The organism is Micromonospora sp. NPDC005237, from assembly GCF_040607775.1.
GTDB lineage: Bacteria > Actinomycetota > Actinomycetes > Mycobacteriales > Micromonosporaceae > Micromonospora.
The window spans coordinates 1-18990 of sequence record NZ_JBEXHJ010000012.1 but is presented as its reverse complement, the minus strand read 5'-3'; the positions used below and the strand labels follow the sequence as shown (position 1 = coordinate 18990).

Sequence of the window (18990 nt, the reverse complement as noted above, 5' to 3'; positions counted from 1 at the left end):
GTGACCGAAGGTCCCGTGTGGAGGGCCATACGGATGGACGCTCGATTCGGTTCAATCCATTCGCGTGAAATTGACCACTGTTACTTCTTCAACCTTGACAGCCTGCCCGCCGTACCTATGGGTGAACTGCCAAGAATGAGGAGGGCACGTGGCACAGATGAAGCGGACCGTCATCGTCGCGAGCGCGATGGTCGCACTAACGGCCTGCGCTCCCGCGGGTTACGACGGGGCGAACTCGAGCGCGGCCGAGCCGGTCGCCGTCGCCGCGGCCGAGCCCACCGCGTCGGCTGAACCCGAGGCGTCGGCATCCGCGGAGGCGCCGGTCGCCGACGCGCCGCCGCCCGCGGACGTCGACCTGACCGAGCAGTTGATCGGCAAGAAGATCGCCCGGATGGGCAACGTCGTGACCGACCAGGACGGCTGGGTCCTGTACCGGTTCGACAAGGACACCGCCGACCCGCCCGCGTCGAACTGCGTCGACAAGTGCGCGCAGGTGTGGCCGCCGGCGTTGACCGACGGCAACCCGCAGCTCACCGGCCTCTCCGACGACAAGGTCGGCAGCGTCACCCGACAGGACGGCACCCGACAGCTCACCATCGGCGGCTGGCCGGTGTACCGCTACATTGGCGACAAGAAGCCCGGCCAGTGGAAGGGCCAGGCCGTCGGCGGCACCTGGTTCGTGGTCGACCAGAACGGCAAGAAGAACCTGACCTGCCTGCCCACCTCGACGCCGAAGGCCGTCGCGCCGCCGGCGGACAGCGGGTCGAGCGACGCCGGCGGTTCGGGTTACTCGTACTGATCCCGATACGCCAGGGCACGGTGGCCGGTCGCAGCCGGGGAGGGCGCGGCCGGCCACCGCCGTGCCCGCGGGCGGCTGGTCGACGACCGGCGCCGTACCGCGACCTGGCAGAGTAGCGGGGTGACCGAGACCGAGCCTGCCGCGACGAGGGTGCTGCACCCGCCCGTCGGCTACCGGCTGGCCGCGTCGGTCCGCGGCCTGACCTTCAGCCCGTACGACCCGTGCGCGCGCGTCGCCGCCGGCACATTCTGGTGGGCTACCCGCACCCCGGACGGGCCGGCCACCCTCGCGCTGCGGCCGGCGGGCGGTGAGCTGCTCGCCGAGGGCTACGGACCGGGCGCCGAGCACGTGGTGGCCCGCGCCGACAAGATCGCCGGGCTGCACGACGACCTGACCGGCTTCGCCGAGTTGGCGGCGGCGCACCCGCTCGTCGCCCGGCTGGCCCGGGAGCACCGGGGGCTGCGGATGCCCACCACCGGGCAGGTCTTCCCCCGGCTGCTGCGCGCGGTCTTCGAGCAGAAGGTCACCGGCAAGGAGGCGTACCGGGCGTACGCGGCGACCGTGCGGCACTTCCGGGAGCCGGCACCCGGCCCGCTGCAACCGCTGCTGCTGCCGCCCGAGGCCGCCGCGGTGGCCGCCACCCCGTACTGGGTGTTCCACCCGTTCGGCGTGGAGCAGCGCCGGGCCGACACGCTGCGGCGCGCCGCCGCGCTCGCCGATCGGCTGGAGCGCTGCGTGGACGCCACCGAGGCCACCCGGCGGCTGACCGCCATCGCGGGCATCGGCCCGTGGACCGCCGCCGAGGTGGTCCGGATCGCCTACGGTGACCCGGACGCGGTCAGCGTCGGCGACTACCACATCCCGAACACGGTGGCCTGGGCGCTCGCCGGCGAACCGAGGGGTGACGACGCTCGGATGCTGGCCCTGCTGGAGCCGTTCCGGGGGCATCGGGGTCGGGTGTGTCTGCTGCTGGAGGCCGCCGGCATCCAGGCGCCGAAGTACGGCCCGCGCGCCCCGATTCGCTCGTTCGCCCGCTTTTGAGGCCGCCGGGTCAGCGGCCGGCGCAGAGCCGGCGCAGAGTGCGACCGAGCCACCAGGCGTACGCGTGCTGCACCGTCCGGACGGCCGGGCCGGCGGCGCGGGTAGACCAACGGTCCGGGAGGCTGAACGCGCGTACCTCGAACCAGACCGCGCCACTGTCGTCGTGGCCGACCACGAACGCCTCCTCGCCCCGCTCCGGGTGACCGGGGAGGGTGCCGTAGCCGAAGCCGGCGAGCGTGGGCGACTCGTCGCTCCAGACCACCCGGCAGGGCCCCCACACGCGGGCCGACCCGACCCCGAGACCGGCCGTGACCAGCACACCCTCGGTAGCTCGTGCCGCGTCGGTGCGCATCCGGACCCCGGCGGCGCGGTGCAGCCGCCAGCTCAGCACCGCCTCGGCCGCGGTCTCGAAACAGCCGGTCGGCAACGGGGTCCGGTGGCGCAGGTGGTGGTATCCGCCGGGCAGCGCGCCATGCCGGGTCCGTCCCACCTCCGGGTACGTCAGCTCGGCCACCGCTCCCCCTCACCGTCGTCGGACACGGGCCAGGGTACGGCCGGTCAGTCGTCAGCTCCGCTCAGCTCGGGCCCTGAGCCCGTCGGCCTCCAGCCTGACGTAGCGGCGCAGCAGGCCGCCGTACAGCAGGCCGATCAGCCCGGGCCGCGGGTGCGCACGCCCGGGGTGTCGGAGACCCAGGTGAATTCCCGCCCCTCGGTCAGCTCGGTGACCCGCCACACCGCCGGCCGCAGTTTCGGCTGGGTCAGGCGGGCGGTGGCGCCGACCGCGAGGGGCCCCGACTCACCCCGCTCGGCCCGACTCACCGAGGCCGTCCACTCTGGCCACCGCGCCACATCGACAAGCAACGCCCAGACCCGCTCGGCGTCCGCGCCGATCTCCGTGTCCGCTTCGAACCGCATCGCGTCCCCTTCCCGGCGGCGCCGGCCGGCGCCGCCACGCCCTGCCGACGACGCTGCCCGGCGGATCGTGACGGCGGCATCCGCCGGCCGGTCCGATCGTCGATCGGGCCGTGGGTCCGCCGGCCGCGCGGGATCAGGCCGCTTCGCGCAGGTCCGCCAGGCTCAATGGGGTACGCCGACGCAGCAGCTCCTCCAGCTCCGCCACCGAGCCGACCTCGCCGAGCACGTTGCGGCCACCGCCGAACCGCTGCGGGTAACGGCGGGTCAGCCGGTAGCGGTAGCGGCCCCGGATCAGCTCCACGCTCACCCGCCACCGCCCGCAGCAGTCACAGACCCACTCGGACACTCCGCGAAACTAGCTCTGACCTGCGGTTATCTGATTCACCCAGGCAGGACGAGCGGCGCGCGGGCGGACACGCCACCGCCGCACCCATGGTGATCTGCCTCACGACTGTCGGCCCCGTCTGATTGACTGGTCGCCGTGGACCTGCCGATCAACCCGCCCGTCGAGCCGATGCTGGCCAAGAGCGTCCCGAGGCTGCCCACCACCCCCGGGGTCACCTACGAGCCCAAGTGGGACGGGTTCCGGTGCATCGTGTTCCGTGACGGCGACGAGGTTGAGCTGGCCAGCCGGGGCGGCAAGTCGATGACCCGCTACTTCCCCGAGGTGGTCGAGCAGGCCCGCCGTCAGCTGCCCGAGCGGTGCGCCGTCGACGGCGAGCTGATCGTGATCCGGCGGGACGGGCCGTCCGGCCAGCCCCGGCTGGATTTCGAGCTGCTGGCCCAGCGCATCCACCCGGCGGCGTCGCGGGTGAAGCTGCTCGCCGAGACCACTCCCGCCGACTTCGTCGCCTTCGACCTGTTGGCGATCGGTGACGAGGCGCTGCTCGACCAGCCGTACCCGCGCCGCCGGGAGCGTCTGGTCCAGGCGCTGGCCGGGGTGCGCCCGCCGGTGCACGTCACCCAGGTCACGACCGACCCGGAGACCGCACGCCGCTGGTTCGACGTCTTCGAGGGCGCCGGGCTGGACGGGCTGATCGTCAAGCCGGCCGACCTGCCGTACGAGCCGGGCAAGCGGTTGATGTTCAAGGTCAAGCACGCCCGTACGGCCGACGCGGTGGTGGCCGGCTTCCGCTGGCACAAGTCCGGCCCGGTGGTGGGTTCGCTGCTGCTCGGCCTCTACGACGACGCGGGCGTCCTGCACCACGTCGGGGTGAGCGCGTCGTTCAGCATGGCCCGCCGCGCCGAGTTGCTCGACGAGCTGGCCCCCTACCGGGACACCGGCGGCGAGCACCCGTGGGTGCACGGCGATCACGAGCGTGGCCAGCGCATTCCGGGTGGGGTGAGCCGGTGGACCGGCACCAAGAACCTGGAGTGGGAGCCGCTGCGCCCGGAGCTGGTGGTCGAGGTGGGTTACGACGCGATGGAGGGCGAGAGGTTCCGGCACACCGCCCAGTTCGTCCGCTGGCGGCCGGACCGCGACCCCCGCTCCTGCCGCTACGACCAGCTCGACCGCCCGATCCGCTTCGACGTGGACCAGGTGCTGCGCGGCGATCCGGCCGTCACCCTCGATCGGGCCGCCACCGGCCCGGCGTAGCCTGGCCGTCGACCCGACACCGGAGGATCACGTGAGCCGCACCGCCGACCAGCCTCGGATGACGACCAGTCGCCGGGTCCGTCGCAGCCTCGTCGCCTTCGCCGTGGCGGCGCTGCTCACCGCCGGCTGCACGCTGCCGGCGTTCGCGCCGCGCACCGACGTGGAGGGTGCGGCGGCGCCGGCCGGCTCGTCGGCGACCTGGCGGCCCTGCCCGGAGGCGGCCGAGGACCTGGTCGGGCGGGGCGCTCCGGACATGCGCTACGAGTGTGCCCGGATCACGGTTCCCCGGGACTGGGGCACCGGCGGCGGGGCGACCGCCGGGCCGGGCGTCGGCCAGACCTTCGAGATCTCCCTGCTGCGGGCCCGGTCCACCAGACAGCGGGACCGGATCGGCTCACTGGTGGTCAACCCCGGCGGCCCGGGAGGCTCCGGTGTGGACACCGCCGTCTACCTCTCCTTCGGCCCCCAGTTCGGTGGGCTGCCCGCCTCGGTCACCGAACGCTTCGACATCGTCGGCTTCGACCCGCGGGGTGTCTCCCGGTCGAGTCCGGTGAAGTGCATCTCCGACGCCGACCTGGACGCCAGCTTCGGCTACGACCCGGATCCGGCGAGCCAGGCGGCGTTCGACGGCTTCGCCGGGTTGAGCCAGCGCATCGGGCGCGGCTGCGGGGACCGCTACGGCGACCAGTTGCCGCTGTACGGCAGCGAGCAGGCCGCGCGGGACATGGACGCGGTCCGCGCCGCGGTCGGCGACGACAAGCTCACCTACCTGGGTTACTCCTACGGCACGCTGCTCGGCGCCATCTACGCCCAGCTCTACCCGCAGCGGGTGCGCGCGCTGGTGCTCGACGGCGCCGTCGACCCGCAGCAGCGGCTGATCGCCGGCTCGGAGAGCCAGGCCCGCGGGTTCGAGCGGGCCTTCGACAACTTCACCCGCTGGTGCGCCGCCAACGCCGCGCGCTGCCCGATCGCCCCGGACGCCCGCGCCGCCGTGACCTCTGCCATCGACAAGGCCAAGGTCTCCCCGGTCCGCGGCGACGACGGGCGGGAGGCCACGGCGGGCTGGGTCTTCTACGCGGTCATCTCCTCGCTCTACACCGAGGCCGGCTGGCAGGAGCTGGCCCGGGCCATCGACCGGCTGGCCGAGGGCGACCCGAAGGACGTGTTCCGCCTCGCCGACTCGTACGCCGGCCGGGAAGGCGACGGGCACTACTCGAACCTGTTCGACGCCAACCTCGCCATCAACTGCGCCGACGAGACCGAGAAGCCGAGCCGGGAGCAGATCCGTCAGTTGCAGTCGCAGTGGCGGACGAAGTACCCGCTGTTCGGTCCGGCGCTCGCGGTCGGCATGTTGAGCTGCGTCGAGTGGCCGGGTGGTCGGGACCCGTACCCGACCGGGCGGGCCAACGGCGCACCACCGATCGTGGTGGTCGGCACGACCGGCGACCCCGCCACGCCGTACGAGCAGACCGGCCACCTCGCCTCGATGTTGGGCGTCGGCCGGGTGCTCACCTGGGAGGGCGAGGGGCACACCGCGTACCCGCAGACCTCCTGCATCACCAGGGCCGTCGACGCGTACCTGCTCGACCTGACCGTGCCCCGGGAGGGCCTGCGCTGCCCGGCCAAGTGACGCTGTGCCAGGCTGACCGGCATGACCGACATGATCTTCCGAGAGGCGGTACGGGCCGACCTGCCCGCCGTCATCTCCCTGCTCGCCGATGACGTCCTGGGCAAGACCCGCGACTTCACCGAGGTCGATGAGGTGTACGAGCGTGCGTTCGCCGACATCAGGGCCGACCCGCGCAACCAGCTGATCGTCGCCGAGCAGGGCGGCGATCTGGTCGGCTGCCTCCAGATCACCTACATCCCGGGGCTCGGCCGGCACGGCGCCGAGCGGTCCCTGATCGAGGCGGTCCGGGTCCGCTCGGACCGGCGCGGCCAGGGACTCGGCCGGGAGTTGATGACCTGGGCCATCGACCAGGCCCGGCACCGAGGCTGCGCCCTGGTGCAGCTCACCACGGACAAGTCCCGCGCGGACGCGCACCGCTTCTACCTGGGGCTCGGCTTCGTGGCCAGCCATGAGGGCATGAAGCTCCCGCTCTGACGCCGCCGACGGCGTCGGCCCGCCAACGTCGCCAGCCCGCCAACGTCGCCAGCACCGTTGGTGGCGCCGGCGCTGTAGCGCCTCAGGTCCCCAGGTTGCCCCTCCGGCCCGGTAGAGCTGCCCCAGATCTGGGGCAGCGAACAACGGCGGTGGCGGCGGGAAGGCCACGCCCGCACGACTACCACCCAACACACGGCCCGCATGTCCACCCCAGCACGCCCAGCACAAGTCCCGCACACCCCCGCCCAGCATGCTCAGCACAAGTCCAGACGCCGTCGCCCTGCACGAGGCCCACACGGCCCGCCCAGCACGCCCAGCACAAGGCCGCACGCCTACCGCGCGGCCCATATTTGGGGCAGCTCTACAGGATGCGAACAGACCACAGCCGGTCCCCTCTGATCGAGCCCGCGCGGCCCGCGGCACGCAGCCTGTGGTCCGCCGGCCGCCGACCGCCGACCGCGCACCACCGACCACCGATCACGGGCCACGGACCACGGACCACGGGCCACGGACCACGGGCCACGGACCACGGGCCACGGACCACGGGCCACGGACCACGGGCCACGAACGACGGACCACGACCCCGGAGCACCGACCACCGGCCACCGACCACGGCCGGGGGCAGCGGTCAGCCGTCGACCAGGCGGCCGTCGCGCAGGACGAGCACCCGGTCGGCGAGGTCGATCAGGGCCGGGTCGTGCGTGGCGACCAGGGCCGTCATGCCACGGGCATGCACCACCGCGCGCAGCAGGTCCATGATGGAGCGGCCGGTCTCCGAGTCCAGCTGTCCGGTGGGTTCGTCGGCGATGAGCAGGTCCGGCTCGTTGGCGAGCGCGCGGGCGACCGCCACGCGCTGCTGCTGCCCGCCGGACAACTCGTACGGGCGCTGCGCTGCGTGCCCGCCCAGGCCCACCAGCTCCAGCAGCACCGCCACGCGCTGCTCCCGCTCGGCGGCCGGCACCTGTGCCAGTCGCAACGGCACACCCACGTTCTCGGCGGCGGAGAGGATCGGCACCAACCCGAAGGTCTGGAAGACGAAGCCGACGGTGCCTCGGCGCAGCCGCAGCAACTCGGCCTCCCCGGCCGAGGTCACCTCGTGCCCGGCCACCACCACCTGGCCGTTGTCCGGCCGGTCCAGCCCGCCGATGATGTTCAGCAACGTGGTCTTGCCGGCGCCGGAGCGACCCCGGATGGCGACCAGCTCACCACGGTTGGCGCTGAACGAGACGTCCCGTACCGCCTGCACGGCGTGCTCACCGCGGCCGAAGGTCCGGCTCACGCCGCTGACCCGCACCACCTCGTCCGCAGGCGTTCCGGAGCCACCGCTGAACCCGGCCGCTCCGGCCACCACCATGTCCTGAGGGCTCACGCCCGTGCCTCCCGCTCGTCCGAGGCCCGGTCACCGGGCCGTACCTGCACGTGGTCGGGCTCCAGATCGAGCCGGACCCGCTCTTTCAGCGACAGCGCGTCGACGAACGCGGCCGGCAACTGCATCCGGCCGTTGCGGTCCAGCACCGCGTACTCCTCGCTGACCAGTTCGGTGTTGCCGTCCGCGCCGACGCGCGCGGTCCGGCGTACCTCGGAGGCGGTTCGGCCATCGCGGATCGCGACGGTCCGGCGGACCTGGGTGGCCACGGCGTGGTCGTGGGTGACGACGACGATGGTCACGCCCAGTTCGGCGTTGATGGTGCGCAGCGCCGCGAAGACCTCCGCGCCGGTGGCCTCGTCCAGTTCACCGGTCGGCTCGTCGGCGAAGAGCACCTCCGGGTCGTTGGCCACCGCCACCGCCACCGCGCACCGCTGCTGCTCGCCGCCGCTGAGCTGACCCGGCCGGCGGTCCGCGCAGTAGCCCACGCCGACCATGTCGAGCAGCTCCCGGGCCCGGTCCCGGCGGGCCTTGCCGCCCCGCTTGCCGGCCAACTGCATCGGCAACTCGACATTTTCCAGCGCGGTCAGGTACGGCAGCAGGTTGCGACCGGTCTGCTGCCAGACGAAACCGACCAGTTCCCGCCGGTAGCTCAGCCGCCGCTTGGCCGACAGCGAGAGCAGGTCGTAGTCGGCAACCCGGGCGATGCCGGCGGTCGGCGTGTCCAGACCGGAGAGGATGTTGAGCAGGGTCGACTTGCCCGAGCCGGACGCGCCGACGATCGCCACCAGCTCACCCCGGTCGATGACCAGGTCCAGACCCTGCAGGGCGACGACCTCCACCCCCTCGGTCTTGAAGATGCGCACCAGACCGTCGCAGACGATGTGTCCGCGCAGTCGGTCCTGCCCGCCGGCCCGCTCGGCAGCGCGTTGCGCGGCCCTTAGCTGCAGGGCGGCCAGGTCGGGCACCAGTGGAGTCTGTGCGGTAACGGTCATCTCAGCTCTCCTCTCCGAGCCGGAGCACCTCACCGAGGCGCAGCCGGCGGTTGTTCAGGGCCTCGACGGCGACCGCGAAGCCGAGGGCGACCGCCCCGAGTGCGAACACCGCGACGACCAGGCCGGGTTCGAACGCCACCCGGACCGGCATTCCGCCGGTGAACGCGGACAGGCCGAGCACCGGATTGAGCACCAGCGGGAGCACCGCGCCGACCAGCGCGCCGGTCAGCACCGACACCCCGACCAGCGGGGCCAGCTCGACCAGCAGCAGCCCTCGCCACTGTCGGCGGGACAGGCCGAGGGTGCGCAGCCGGGACAACACCTGCCCCCGGGCCCGCGCGCCGGCCAGCACGGTGAACGCGATGGCCAGCAGTCCGAGCACGGTGCCGCCGGCGGCGCCCGCCACGAACCCGAAGGCCAGCACGCCGTTCGCGCCACCGTCACCGAGGTCCCGTCGTACGCCCGCCCGGGTGTCGACGGTGACCCCGAGCGGCCGTTCCCGGCCGGTCACCGCACCCTGCTGCTGGTACCGCAACTGGCCCTGGTCACCGGCCTGGCGCAGCGCCGCCACGTCGAGCCGGTCCCCGGCGACGAGCAGGCTGGTCGGCACCGGTGTGGTGTTCCGCGGCGGCAGCGCCTGCCAGGGCAGGATGACGAACCGGCTGGTGCTCGCCGCCAACACCGGGAAGCTGTCCTGGGCGCCGGCCACCCGGAACTCGTACCGCTGCCCCTGCACCGACACGAACGCCGAGCCCTGCAGGCCCGTCCGCGACAGGTCGGCGGCCACGGCCGGGGACACGATCGCGGGCAGCGGCCCCGGTTCGGCCCGGGCGGAGCGCAACGCGTCCGGCACCGTCACGTCCACCTCTGCGTCGCCGGCGACCCTGGCCAGTCCGGGGCCGTCGACCAGCAGCACCGTGGTCTGCCCGACCCGCGCGTCGGTGCCGACCTCGTCGGTCGCCAGCCGCTGGTCCGGCTCGATCAGCACCGGGGTGGCGGCCTGGACGCCGGGCAGACCGGCCAGTGCCTCGACCGTGTCCGGGGCGAAACGTTCCCCCCGGATCACCGCGTCGGCGGGAACGATCCGCTCCACGGCCCGGTCGCGGCTGGCGTCGACGCCGGCGGCGACGACCGCGCAGAACGCCGCGGTGCCGATCGCCAGCACCACGACGACCAGCGGCGCGGCGACGGCGGATCGCCCGGCCCGCGCGGTGCCGAGGAATGTCACGCTGCCGCGCGTCCGCGCGGCCAGCCGGCTGACCAACCGCAACGGCCAGGGGTACGCGCGCAGCGCGAGCACCGCCGCAGCGACCGCGAGCAGCACCGGCACGGACACCAGCAGCGGGTCCACCTCGCCGAGGGTGAGCCCGCGTCGGCGCAGCAGCACTGCGGCGAGCCCGGCCAGCAGCAGCAGGAAGACCTCGACGGTGAGCCGGCGCGCCGACGGGCGCACCCGGACCAGGTCCCGGCGAGCGACACCGCCGCCCTGCACCGCCAGCGTCGCCAGCGGCAGCGCCAGGGTGACCAGCACGGTCGCCGCCGCGGCGTACCGGGCGGTCGGATCCGGAGCGCCGGGGAACAGGGTGCCGAGCAACCAGCCGACCAGGGCGGCGACCGGCACCACCAGCAGTGACTCGGCCAGACTGCGCCGGGCGCCGGCGGTGGCGGCGCCACCACGGGCACGGATCAACGCGAACTCCGAGCGGCGCCGGCGGGTGGCCAGGATGGCCGCGAGCACGATCAGCCCGGCCAGGGTGGCCAGCACGCCGGCGCCGATGACGGCGAGCAGGGTACGGGCGGCGTTCACCTGGGCGGCGAACGCCCGCAGCGGAACGTCGACGCCGATGGTCAACGTGAAGCCCGCCGGAACGGTGCGCTGCATCTCCTGCAGGCCGCCGATCATCTGGTCCAGACCGCGTGCGTCGATCCGGTCGACGCCCAGTCGGTACCGCCACTCGGACTGGATCGGCCAGCCCTCCGCGGCTCGCTTGTTCATGGCGGACTGAGCGATCACGCCCGTGATGGTGAACGGCTGTCCGTCGCCGACCGGTTCGATGACCCGCAGCAGCTGCGGCAGTCCGTCCCACATCCCGTCCGCGCGGTCGATGGGCCGGAACAACCCGGACACCACCACCGGTTTCGGGTCGACGAAGGTGCCCGCGAGGTCGACGGTGCCGATGCGCAGCCGGCTGCCGGCGCGCAGGTTGAGCTTGTGGGCCACGTCGACGTCCAGCGCCACCTCGATCGGCCGGTCCGGGACGTAGGTCTCACTCGGCCAGGCGCCCTCGACGAGGGCGCCGGCGTCCTGAACCCCGGGCATGGCCCGCAGGCCCAGGTCGACAAGCAGGTTGCGGGCCGCGAGATCCGGCCCGACCAGGCGGGTCGGGGGGAGGTCCACCCGGTGCCACCGCTCGGTGACCGCCGAGCGCACCTGCGGCGGCATCGCCGCGGCCAGGGCGTCGGATCGCTCCTGCGCTTCCGCCATTGCCGTCTTCGTCGTGGGAACGGCGGAGTTCGACGTGTACGAAAGGTCCCGGCGGGCGGCGGGCTCGCTGGCGAGCTGCGACCGCAACCCCTGTTCCGCGAGCCGGTTGACGAGTCGGGGCACTCCACTGACCAGCAGCGTGACCACCAGGGTCAGCACCGCCAGAAGCAGGAACTGCCCGCCGTACGCCCGGACCCGGCGGGCGGCCGCGCCGACGCTCATCGTTCTCCCCCGATTCGCAGCTGCACCGCCGCCACCCGCTGACGGATGCCGGCGGCGATGAACGCGCTGAAGGCGAGCGCCGCCAGCAGCAGGCCGACCGCGGTCAGGCCGATGGGCACCCAGGGCAGCGCGAAGGCCGCCGGGGGCACCGGCCGGCCGGCGGCCGGGGTGAGGATGACCAGCGGAGCCATGGTGGCCCCGACCGCGGCGCCGAGCAGCAGCCCGACCCCGACGCCGATGCCGGCCAGGAAGGTCTGCTCGGCCAGCAACGCCCGGGCCAGCAGCCGCGGTGTCGCGCCGAGGGTGTGCAGCACCGCGAACTCGCCGAGCCGGCGCCGGGCGGTGGCCCACACGTCGACCATGAGACCGACCAGGGCGAGCAGCACCGCCCCGAGCGCGGCGGCGAGCATCCCCGTCCGCGACCCGCGCCAGTACGGGTCGTCGGCGGCGGCCTCGATCACGGCACGCCGGTCGAGGACGGTGACGCCGGCCAGCTCACCGCTGGCGCGGGCCGCAGCCGCCGGGTCGTCGGCGCCGATCCACCACTCCGGCACCGGCCGGATGGTTCCGCCGGAGCGGATCAGCGCGTCGACCGCCGTGGGCAGGTCGAGCAGCACGCCCTCGCCGGTGGTGGTCGGCACGGAGTCCAGTTCGCCGAGCAGTCGGGCCGGCACGGACGCGCCGGAGAGGGTCAGGTCGAACGTGTCGCCGGTGTGCAGGCCCAACGCGTCACGTACTCCGGCGGTCATCAGCACCGGGACGGGTGCGATCTGCCCGGCGGGCACGATGGCGAACCGGGTGGGCGGTTGGTAGGCGAACTGTCCGCCGGGGATCACCTCCACCGGGAAGCTCGCGGCGATCCCCGTCGCGGTGGCCTGCGCCGCGGCGGGCGCCTGGTTGTCCGCCTGGCGGCCGGTCGTCGTGCTCCAGTCCCCGGTCAACTCGGCGGGTCGCGTCGTGCCGTCCGCCCCGACGAGCGTCAGCCCGTCCACCTGGAGCCGGTACGAGTTCCCGGCCGCCGCCCCGCCGTCGGCCTCGAAGCCGGCGAGGCGCAGCCGCGCCGGGCCCACGTCGGGCAACCGCACGGTGAACGGCGCGGCCCGTCCGTCGCTGGTGGCGCTGACCGCCGGCAGCCGGAAGGCCAGCCCGTCGGTGCTGGTGACCAGCAGCGCCACCGCGATCTGCTGTGGCCGGACGGCCTGGTCGACGGGGGTGCGAGCCGTGCCGGTGATCGCACGGGTGCCGACGGGCAGTTCGACGCCGGCGGGGGCGCCGCGCGCGGCGACCATCCGTTGGTACTGCGTCGACACCGGCTCGTCGCTGAGCCGGTCGGCGAGCCGGACGACGCCTGTCGCGCTGGCCGGGTCGAACCCGATCACGGTGACGGGCAGGTCCGCACGGCCGATGCGTACCTCGTCGCGCCACGCCGGCACCGCCCGGTGCACGCCCGGCAGCGCGGCGAGCTGACCGGCCCGAGCCGGCGGGGCGGAGCCGGCCCGCTCGGTCACCCGCAGGTCGGCGCCGACCGTGTGGCCGGCCTGCTCGACCTGGGACCGCTCCCCCGTGCTGATCAGTGACCAGGCCAGGGTGCTCCCGCCGACGGCGAGGGCGAGCAGCAGCACGGGCCCGGCGTGCGGACGCCGGCCGGCCTGCCACATGCCGAACATGGTGGCCGTCCACGGCCGCCGGTCGACGAACCGCTCGGCGAACCGGGTCAGCGGCGGGAGCACCCGCAGCGCCAGCACGGCCCCGGCCAGCACACCGAGGGTCGGGGCGGCCACCAGCAGCGGGTCGAGCCCGAGACGGCCGTTCGAGCCGGCCAGCGGTGAGGCGTACCGGCGCAGTTGCACCCAGGCGAGCACGGCGAGTGCGACCAGCACCAGGTCGACGCTGGCCCGCTGGATGCTCGCCGACCGGTTTGGTCGGGACCGGGCGGCCATGTCGGCCACGTACGTGCCGGCCCCCCGCAGCGTCGGCGCGACCATGGCCACCAGGCATCCGGCGGCGGTCGCCGCGGCAGCCGCCCAGACCAGGGTGGTGTTGCCGCCGGCGGCGGACAGTTCCGCCGCCCCGCCGGGCCGGACGAACCGCAGCGCCTCCCCGGCGATCACCGGCCCGAGCAGGGCGGCCGGCGCCACCACGAGGGTCGCCTCCCGGGCGGCCAGGCCCGCCAGTTGCCTCCGGGCGGCGCCCCGGGCGCGCAGCAGCGCGGTCTGTGGACGGCGGTCCTCGTGCAGCAGGGCGGCGACCAGCACCAGCGCGTACCCGCCGAGCACCAGGATGAGCAGCAGCGGGGTGGCCAGTGCGGAGCGTCCCACCAGGTCGGCGCGGCCGATCCGGTCGAGCAGTTGGTCCATCTTCGTCAGGGACTGCGCCGAGCTGCCGAGTTGGGCGGCCTCCGGCACCGCCGTCGAGGCCGCGTTCACGGCAGCCCGCACCGCGGGCAGGTCACCGGCGTCGACGCCGCCGAGGTCCGGTTCGGCCAGCCAGGACGCCGTCACCGAGCCCGGGAAAGCGGTCGCGAAGTCGGCCGGGTCCAGCGCGAACGGCCCGTACGAGGTGGCCGACCCGGCGCTGCCCGCACCCACACCGGGGGCCAGCAGCCAGTACACCTCGGTCGGGTCGCGGGGCCGCCAGGTGCCGGCGAGCACCACCTCGCTGGCCTTCTCGGTGGAGCGGTCCCGCAGCGGGATCCGCTCGCCGGTGGTCAAGCCGAGTGTCGTGGCGACCCGTTCCGGCAGGCTCACCTGGAGGGGTTTCGCTCCGGGACGCGGCCACGCTCCGCTGGTCAGCTCGGCGTGCGCGGCCAGGTCGTCGAGGGTGGCCAGGTTCGCGAAGATCGGCTCGTCGCCCGTACGCGGCACCGAGCCGAGGTCGCCGGTCAACTCCCGGCCGGTGCCGTACCGGGCCCCGGCGACGGTGACCGGGACCCCGGCGAGCCCGTCGGCGAACTCGGCCCGTGCCGCCTGGTCGCGGGTGGCTAACTCGGCGGCGTCACGCCCGCCGGCGCCGCTGATCAACAGGCCGCGCTCCTCGGCCGGCGACGCGGCGACCAGCGCCCGCTGCCCGGCGTCCACCGCCCGGCGGTTGTAGTCGGACAGGCCGGTGACCAACGCTACGGCCACCAGGGCGGCGATCACCGCGGCAACCAGCAGACCCCGCGCCTCGCGGGCCCGCCTCCACACCAGCTTCATCCGACGCCTCCCCTGGCCCTGGTGGGCCGACGACCTTCAAAACAGGTCACCCACGGGGAAAGGTTCGCGCCCGTTACATGATCGTTATTACGAGCACGGCCGGTGCGGTCACGTTCCGCACAAGACAGCGGCGATGACGTACCTCATGGGGTTTCCTCCTCCTCGACCCACTCGAGCAGATCTCCGGGCTGGCAGTCGAGCACTCGGCACATCGCTTCCAGGGTGCTGAAGCGGACGGCCTTGGCGCGGCCGTTCTTCAGCACCGCCACGTTCGCCGGGGTGAGCCCGACGCGCTCGGCGAACTCGCCGACGCTCATCTTGCGCTTGGCCAACTCGACGTCGATGCGGACGATGATGGGCATCAGATCACCGCTTCCATGTCGGTCCGCAGCGTGGTGGCCTGCCGCAGCAGCGCACGCATCACGACCATGAGGAGCCCGAGCACCGTCACGCCCATCGTCAACAGGAACAGCAGGATCGGGCCGCCCGGGTCGTCCGCGTTGAATCCGACGTAGAGGAAGACGCCCACCAGCACCAACCAGCCCGCACCGATGGCCCACACGATCAGGTCGACCCACCTCAGGGACGCCTCGGTGAAGATCCGGTCGTTCTTGACCAGGCTGAGCAACTGCCAGGTGCACACGATCACCACCTGGACGCACAGCACCCAGAACACCGTCACGGCGGTCAGCGGCCACCGCAGGTAGGCGTGCTCCGGCGACTCCTGGGCCATGTGCGCGAACTGCCCGGGCAGCGAGAAGGTCTGAAATCCGATCAGGACCACGAACAGCACCACAAGGACGACCCTGAGAGCGGCTACCGCTCGACGTTCAACAGCCATGCATCGAGTTTCGCTCGTTAACTATTGAAAGTCAATCGGTACGGGATCCGCGCCATCCGGGTGTGACTCGCATACTTGGACCGTGACCAACCAGAGCGACGCCCTCCCTGTGCTGACGATCGACGGCGCCTCGTTCGTCGACTTCGCCGGCTTCGTACGCGAGTTCTCGCGGCTGCTGCCGCACGCCACGTGGAACGGAAACCTCGACGCCTTCAACGACATCCTGCACGGCGGCTTCGGCACCCCCGAGACGCCGTGGGTGCTCAGGTGGCTCAGCTCCGACGCGTCGCGGGAGGCGCTCGGTCATGACGCGACGGCCCGATGGCTGGAGCAGATCCTGCGCACCTGCCACCCGTCGAACCGCGCCGGCATCGAGGCCAGGCTGCGCAACGCGCGACGCGGCCACGGGCAGACGCTGTTCGACATGATCGTCGAGATCATCCGCGACCACGGCCCACGCGGCGAGGAATCCGAGAACGGCATCATCCTCGAACTGCTCTGAACCGCGGCGGACGAATCTGAACCGTGAAGGACGAATCTGAACCGCGGCGGACGAACCAACCGCACCGTAACGATCTGGTCGGGATCATGTCCGCGGTTGGCTGGCGAGAAGGGAACCCGGGTGCCGATCGCCTACGTTCGCCGGTGGTAGTGGTTGCGGCGCGGCAGTTGCTCCGGGTCGAGCCAGGCCGGCGGCACGAACTCCGGGTGCCCGTCGCCGCCGAGGCGGACAGCCCAGTCGCTCTGATGGACGTGGCGGTGGTGGTGGCCGCAGAGCAGGACGGCGTTGTCGAGGCTGGTCGGGCCACCGTCAGCCCAGTGGCGGATGTGGTGGGCGGCGCACCAGCGCGGTGGTCGGTCGCAGGCCGGGAACGCGCAGCCGCCGTCCCGGAGGACCAGGGCTCGACGCAGCGGACCAGAGATGAGACGGCGCTGTCGACCCACATCGAGAACCTGGCCGGCACCGCCCAGCACGGCAGGCAGGATGGCGGCATCGCAGGCGAGCCGACGCACCGTGTCGGGGGTGAGCCGCAGTCCGACGTCGAGCGCGCCGGCGCCCAATTGCCGGGTCAGCCCGTCGAAGCTGGTGGTGACGACGAGCTGGGCGGGATCGCCGCCGTGCTCGGGCAGCTCACCGGTACGCAGGGCGAGCCGGCACACGTCGGCGAGAGCATCGTGGCGGCGCTGCCCGGGGCTTCGGCTGTCGTCGGGCCCGGAGGGCGCGGTGAGCGGATCGATGGCGGCGCGCAGCAGCGCGGCGGCCTCCGCGTCGAGCGTGCCGGCGACCCGCAGCCGACCGCCGGCCTGCTCGGAGATGGTGACGTGCCGGTCGCGGGCGGCTCGGGTGGCCTCGGCCTTCAAGGCCGCCTCGGCGGCGGCATCGGCGAGGTCGGGGGCGACGTGGTCGAGGATCCGAGTGCCCATCTTGCGCAGCAGGATGGGATCGAACTGCTCGGCCCACTTCACCAGCACGCCGACGGCCTTGTCCGCGACCTCGACGCCCGCCGAGGCCGACACGGTGGCGGCCGTCTCGGCGATGACCCGGGCCTGCTCGACGCTGACAGCCCCATCCGCCAGGGCGGCCCGCACGCCGGGCGGTGCCACGTCGAGCGACGCAGCGAGGCCGACCAGCCGACGGGCGGCGGCGACGTCGAGGCGCAGGCGGTGGCGCAGCCACACCGCCGTCGAGGACGCGCCCTGCGCAACCGCGACGCCTCGGCCGTCCAGCTCGCGCACCGCCGCCACCTGCACCGCGGCCAAACGTTGTTGCAGCCGGTGAGTGGCATCGATCGTCGCGATCAGGTCATGCTCGGAGAGGGCCCAGGCGGCAGCGTCGGCGCAGGCCGCCACCGCATTCTCCGCCCGCGCCAGCTCATCGATCACACACGAATTTTAGAACGGGTGTACGACAACTTCGGGTTCCTCGCAGGACCACATGCCACCCGAGCAGAGCAAGGTCCTCAGCCGTCGGCCAACTCCGGCAGATGCTCCCTGATCCAGGCCATCACGTCCGCCTTCCGCCAGACCTTTCCCTGCACCAGATCCGCCACCGACTCCGAGAAGTTCCGGTGGCTGGTGACGACGTGCACCCGCTGCTTGCTGATGCCGCCGAGCATCGCTCGAATCTCCGCAGCGCCCACCAGCTCCATACGGCGGACGCTAGAGAGTTGCCCTAGCTCCTTCACTCGGGGCAACGCCCCGGTCACCGTAAAGGGCATGTCTACGTCGGACGCGCCCATCCCTGGTCGATGCCGTTCGCGTTACGCCTCATCGACCGGCGCGCGGCGCTGAAGGCACCTGCAGCCAGTGCGGGCGATTCCGCCCCGTCCGCAAGACGCCTCACAGCGGGTTCCGTTGCGAGGGCTGCCTTCCACGTCCACTGCGTCAGTGCGCCGGCTGCCAACGACGGCGCACCGTTCAAGCCGTCTGGCCGATCGGCCCGGTCTGCTCGTCCTGCTGCAACACCATCCGCAACCACCCAGCGCGCTGCCCGAACTGCGAGAAGACCCGCGTGCTGGCCGGCACCGACGCCGGCGGCGGTCGGATCTGCGGCCCGTGCGCCGGAGCACGCGACTACACCTGCACCGGATGCGGACGCCCCGGCCACACCTACGCCGACCAGCGCTGCGCCTGGTGCCTGCTCGACGAACGCGTCAGCGACCTCCTCACCGGTGATCACGGCACGATCGCGGCCCAGCTGCGACCGCTGCGCGCCCGCACTCACCAACACCGACCGCCCCGAATCCGTCCTCACCTGGATCCGCCGGCCCCGCACCGAGCTACCCCCCGAGCACCGTCAGTTCGTGCAGCCGTTCGGCCTCTGGCACGTGCTGCACCGCGCCGGGCGCCGCTCACACCAATTCGGCCCGCGCACCGCCCAAGCCGCAGCCAAAGACCGCCGCTACATCCACACCGCCGCCGCGTTCCTCGCCTGGGTCGCCGGCGCCCTGGTCCTGCTCTTCGGCATCGCACTCGCACGTGTGCTCCACCTGACCACGACCGACGTCACCTTCAGCAAGGACGTCCCCTCCGGCATCACGTTCGGCAAGCAACCAATCCCGCTGCCACCGAAGATCGCGGCGGTCGTCGCCAAGCTCATCAACGACCGTGGCCGGCCAGCCACCACACCGATCAGCCTGCAAGCACTCAGCCAAGCTCTCACCCGCAACGGGATCACAGCCCACCTCGGCCGCACCGCCGCCATGCTCGACCTCGCCGCTGACATCCCCGCCGCCGTGCTCGCCGACCTCCTCGGCATGAGCGCCGGCACCACCGACAAGTGGAACCGCCTCACCAGCCGCGACCGGACCCACTACCTCGAAGCCCGAACCGACAGGGACTGTGGATCTAACGGTGTTTCCGGCCTGACCTGCCAGGCGTTGTGCCTGGTGAGGAGGGTGCCGTGATGACCGCGACACAGAACGATGTGA

General features: G+C 73.1%; 18 protein-coding genes. 7 read left to right on the top strand and 11 right to left on the bottom strand.

Going from position 1 to position 18990, the window contains the following annotated elements; genetic code table 11:
- Positions 1-148: 148 nt before the first annotated feature.
- A complete protein-coding gene (locus ABZT87_RS27930; RefSeq protein WP_354863145.1) occupies positions 149-799 on the top strand; it encodes a hypothetical protein in 651 nt (216 codons plus the stop codon).
- Positions 800-919: 120 nt separating this feature from the next.
- Entirely contained in the window at positions 920-1840 is a 921-nt protein-coding gene (locus ABZT87_RS27925; RefSeq protein ID WP_355139207.1) for a DNA-3-methyladenine glycosylase 2 family protein, read from the top strand.
- Between the two features lie 10 nt (positions 1841-1850).
- Here ABZT87_RS27925 and ABZT87_RS27920 read toward each other — a convergent pair whose 3' ends face one another.
- The 3 genes from ABZT87_RS27920 to ABZT87_RS27910 form a co-directional block, all read right to left on the bottom strand.
- Complete coding sequence (locus ABZT87_RS27920; RefSeq protein WP_355139205.1) at positions 1851-2354, bottom strand: DUF1990 domain-containing protein; 504 nt, start codon at positions 2352-2354, stop codon at positions 1851-1853.
- 134 nt (positions 2355-2488) lie between these two features.
- On the bottom strand, positions 2489-2755 hold the full coding sequence (locus ABZT87_RS27915) for an SRPBCC family protein (RefSeq protein WP_355139203.1): 267 nt from the start codon (positions 2753-2755) through the stop codon (positions 2489-2491).
- A 133-nt stretch (positions 2756-2888) separates the two neighbouring features.
- Positions 2889-3101, bottom strand: coding sequence for a hypothetical protein (locus tag ABZT87_RS27910; RefSeq protein WP_039905709.1), 213 nt, complete (start codon positions 3099-3101; stop codon positions 2889-2891).
- 135 nt (positions 3102-3236) lie between these two features.
- Here ABZT87_RS27910 and ABZT87_RS27905 point away from each other — a divergent pair, with 135 nt between their 5' ends.
- Genes ABZT87_RS27905 through ABZT87_RS27895 form a run of 3 tightly spaced genes read left to right on the top strand, consistent with a single transcriptional unit; the run spans position 3237 to position 6456 of the window.
- Positions 3237-4352 (top strand): ATP-dependent DNA ligase, encoded by a 1116-nt coding sequence (locus ABZT87_RS27905; RefSeq protein ID WP_355063931.1) that lies wholly within the window; start codon positions 3237-3239, stop codon positions 4350-4352.
- A gap of 58 nt (positions 4353-4410) precedes the next feature.
- Positions 4411-5982: an alpha/beta hydrolase gene (locus tag ABZT87_RS27900; RefSeq protein ID WP_355139201.1), complete on the top strand. Its 1572-nt coding sequence runs from the start codon at positions 4411-4413 to the stop codon at positions 5980-5982.
- 21 nt (positions 5983-6003) lie between these two features.
- On the top strand, positions 6004-6456 hold the full coding sequence (locus ABZT87_RS27895; protein ID WP_355139199.1) for a GNAT family N-acetyltransferase: 453 nt from the start codon (positions 6004-6006) through the stop codon (positions 6454-6456).
- Between the two features lie 628 nt (positions 6457-7084).
- Here ABZT87_RS27895 and ABZT87_RS27890 read toward each other — a convergent pair.
- The 6 genes from ABZT87_RS27890 to ABZT87_RS27865 form a co-directional block, all read right to left on the bottom strand.
- On the bottom strand, positions 7085-7810 hold the full coding sequence (locus ABZT87_RS27890; protein WP_354858170.1) for an ABC transporter ATP-binding protein: 726 nt from the start codon (positions 7808-7810) through the stop codon (positions 7085-7087).
- Between the two features lie 11 nt (positions 7811-7821).
- Positions 7822-8817: an ABC transporter ATP-binding protein gene (locus tag ABZT87_RS27885; protein WP_355063934.1), complete on the bottom strand. Its 996-nt coding sequence runs from the start codon at positions 8815-8817 to the stop codon at positions 7822-7824.
- Position 8818: 1 nt separating this feature from the next.
- Positions 8819-11524 carry an FtsX-like permease family protein gene (locus ABZT87_RS27880; RefSeq protein WP_355139197.1) on the bottom strand — a complete coding sequence of 902 codons (2706 nt, stop codon included), beginning with the start codon at positions 11522-11524 and terminating at the stop codon, positions 8819-8821.
- On the bottom strand, positions 11521-14718 hold the full coding sequence (locus tag ABZT87_RS27875; RefSeq protein WP_354858112.1) for an ABC transporter permease: 3198 nt from the start codon (positions 14716-14718) through the stop codon (positions 11521-11523). The genes ABZT87_RS27880 and ABZT87_RS27875 overlap by 4 nt, the downstream gene beginning before the upstream one ends.
- Positions 14719-14861: 143 nt before the next feature.
- The gene (locus tag ABZT87_RS27870; RefSeq protein WP_354858114.1) at positions 14862-15080 is read right to left on the bottom strand and encodes a helix-turn-helix transcriptional regulator; all 219 of its coding nucleotides are present in this window, start codon (positions 15078-15080) and stop codon (positions 14862-14864) included.
- Complete coding sequence (locus tag ABZT87_RS27865; RefSeq protein ID WP_354858116.1) at positions 15080-15559, bottom strand: DUF2975 domain-containing protein; 480 nt, start codon at positions 15557-15559, stop codon at positions 15080-15082. Before ABZT87_RS27865 ends, ABZT87_RS27870 begins: the two co-directional genes overlap by 1 nt.
- Positions 15560-15641: 82 nt before the next feature.
- On the opposite strand from ABZT87_RS27865, the gene ABZT87_RS27860 reads away from it, so the two are divergent.
- The gene (locus ABZT87_RS27860) at positions 15642-16061 is read left to right on the top strand and encodes a barstar family protein (RefSeq protein WP_354858119.1); all 420 of its coding nucleotides are present in this window, start codon (positions 15642-15644) and stop codon (positions 16059-16061) included.
- Between the two features lie 131 nt (positions 16062-16192).
- On the opposite strand, the gene ABZT87_RS27855 is transcribed toward ABZT87_RS27860, so the two are convergent.
- Together ABZT87_RS27855 and ABZT87_RS27850 are read right to left on the bottom strand one after the other, a co-directional pair.
- Entirely contained in the window at positions 16193-17443 is a 1251-nt protein-coding gene (locus ABZT87_RS27855; RefSeq protein WP_355139195.1) for a DUF222 domain-containing protein, read from the bottom strand.
- 77 nt (positions 17444-17520) lie between these two features.
- On the bottom strand, positions 17521-17709 hold the full coding sequence (locus ABZT87_RS27850) for a hypothetical protein (protein ID WP_355063942.1): 189 nt from the start codon (positions 17707-17709) through the stop codon (positions 17521-17523).
- A gap of 678 nt (positions 17710-18387) precedes the next feature.
- Here ABZT87_RS27850 and ABZT87_RS27845 point away from each other — a divergent pair.
- Positions 18388-18966 carry a hypothetical protein gene (locus ABZT87_RS27845; protein ID WP_355139193.1) on the top strand — a complete coding sequence of 193 codons (579 nt, stop codon included), beginning with the start codon at positions 18388-18390 and terminating at the stop codon, positions 18964-18966.
- The last annotated feature ends 24 nt before the right edge of the window (positions 18967-18990 follow it).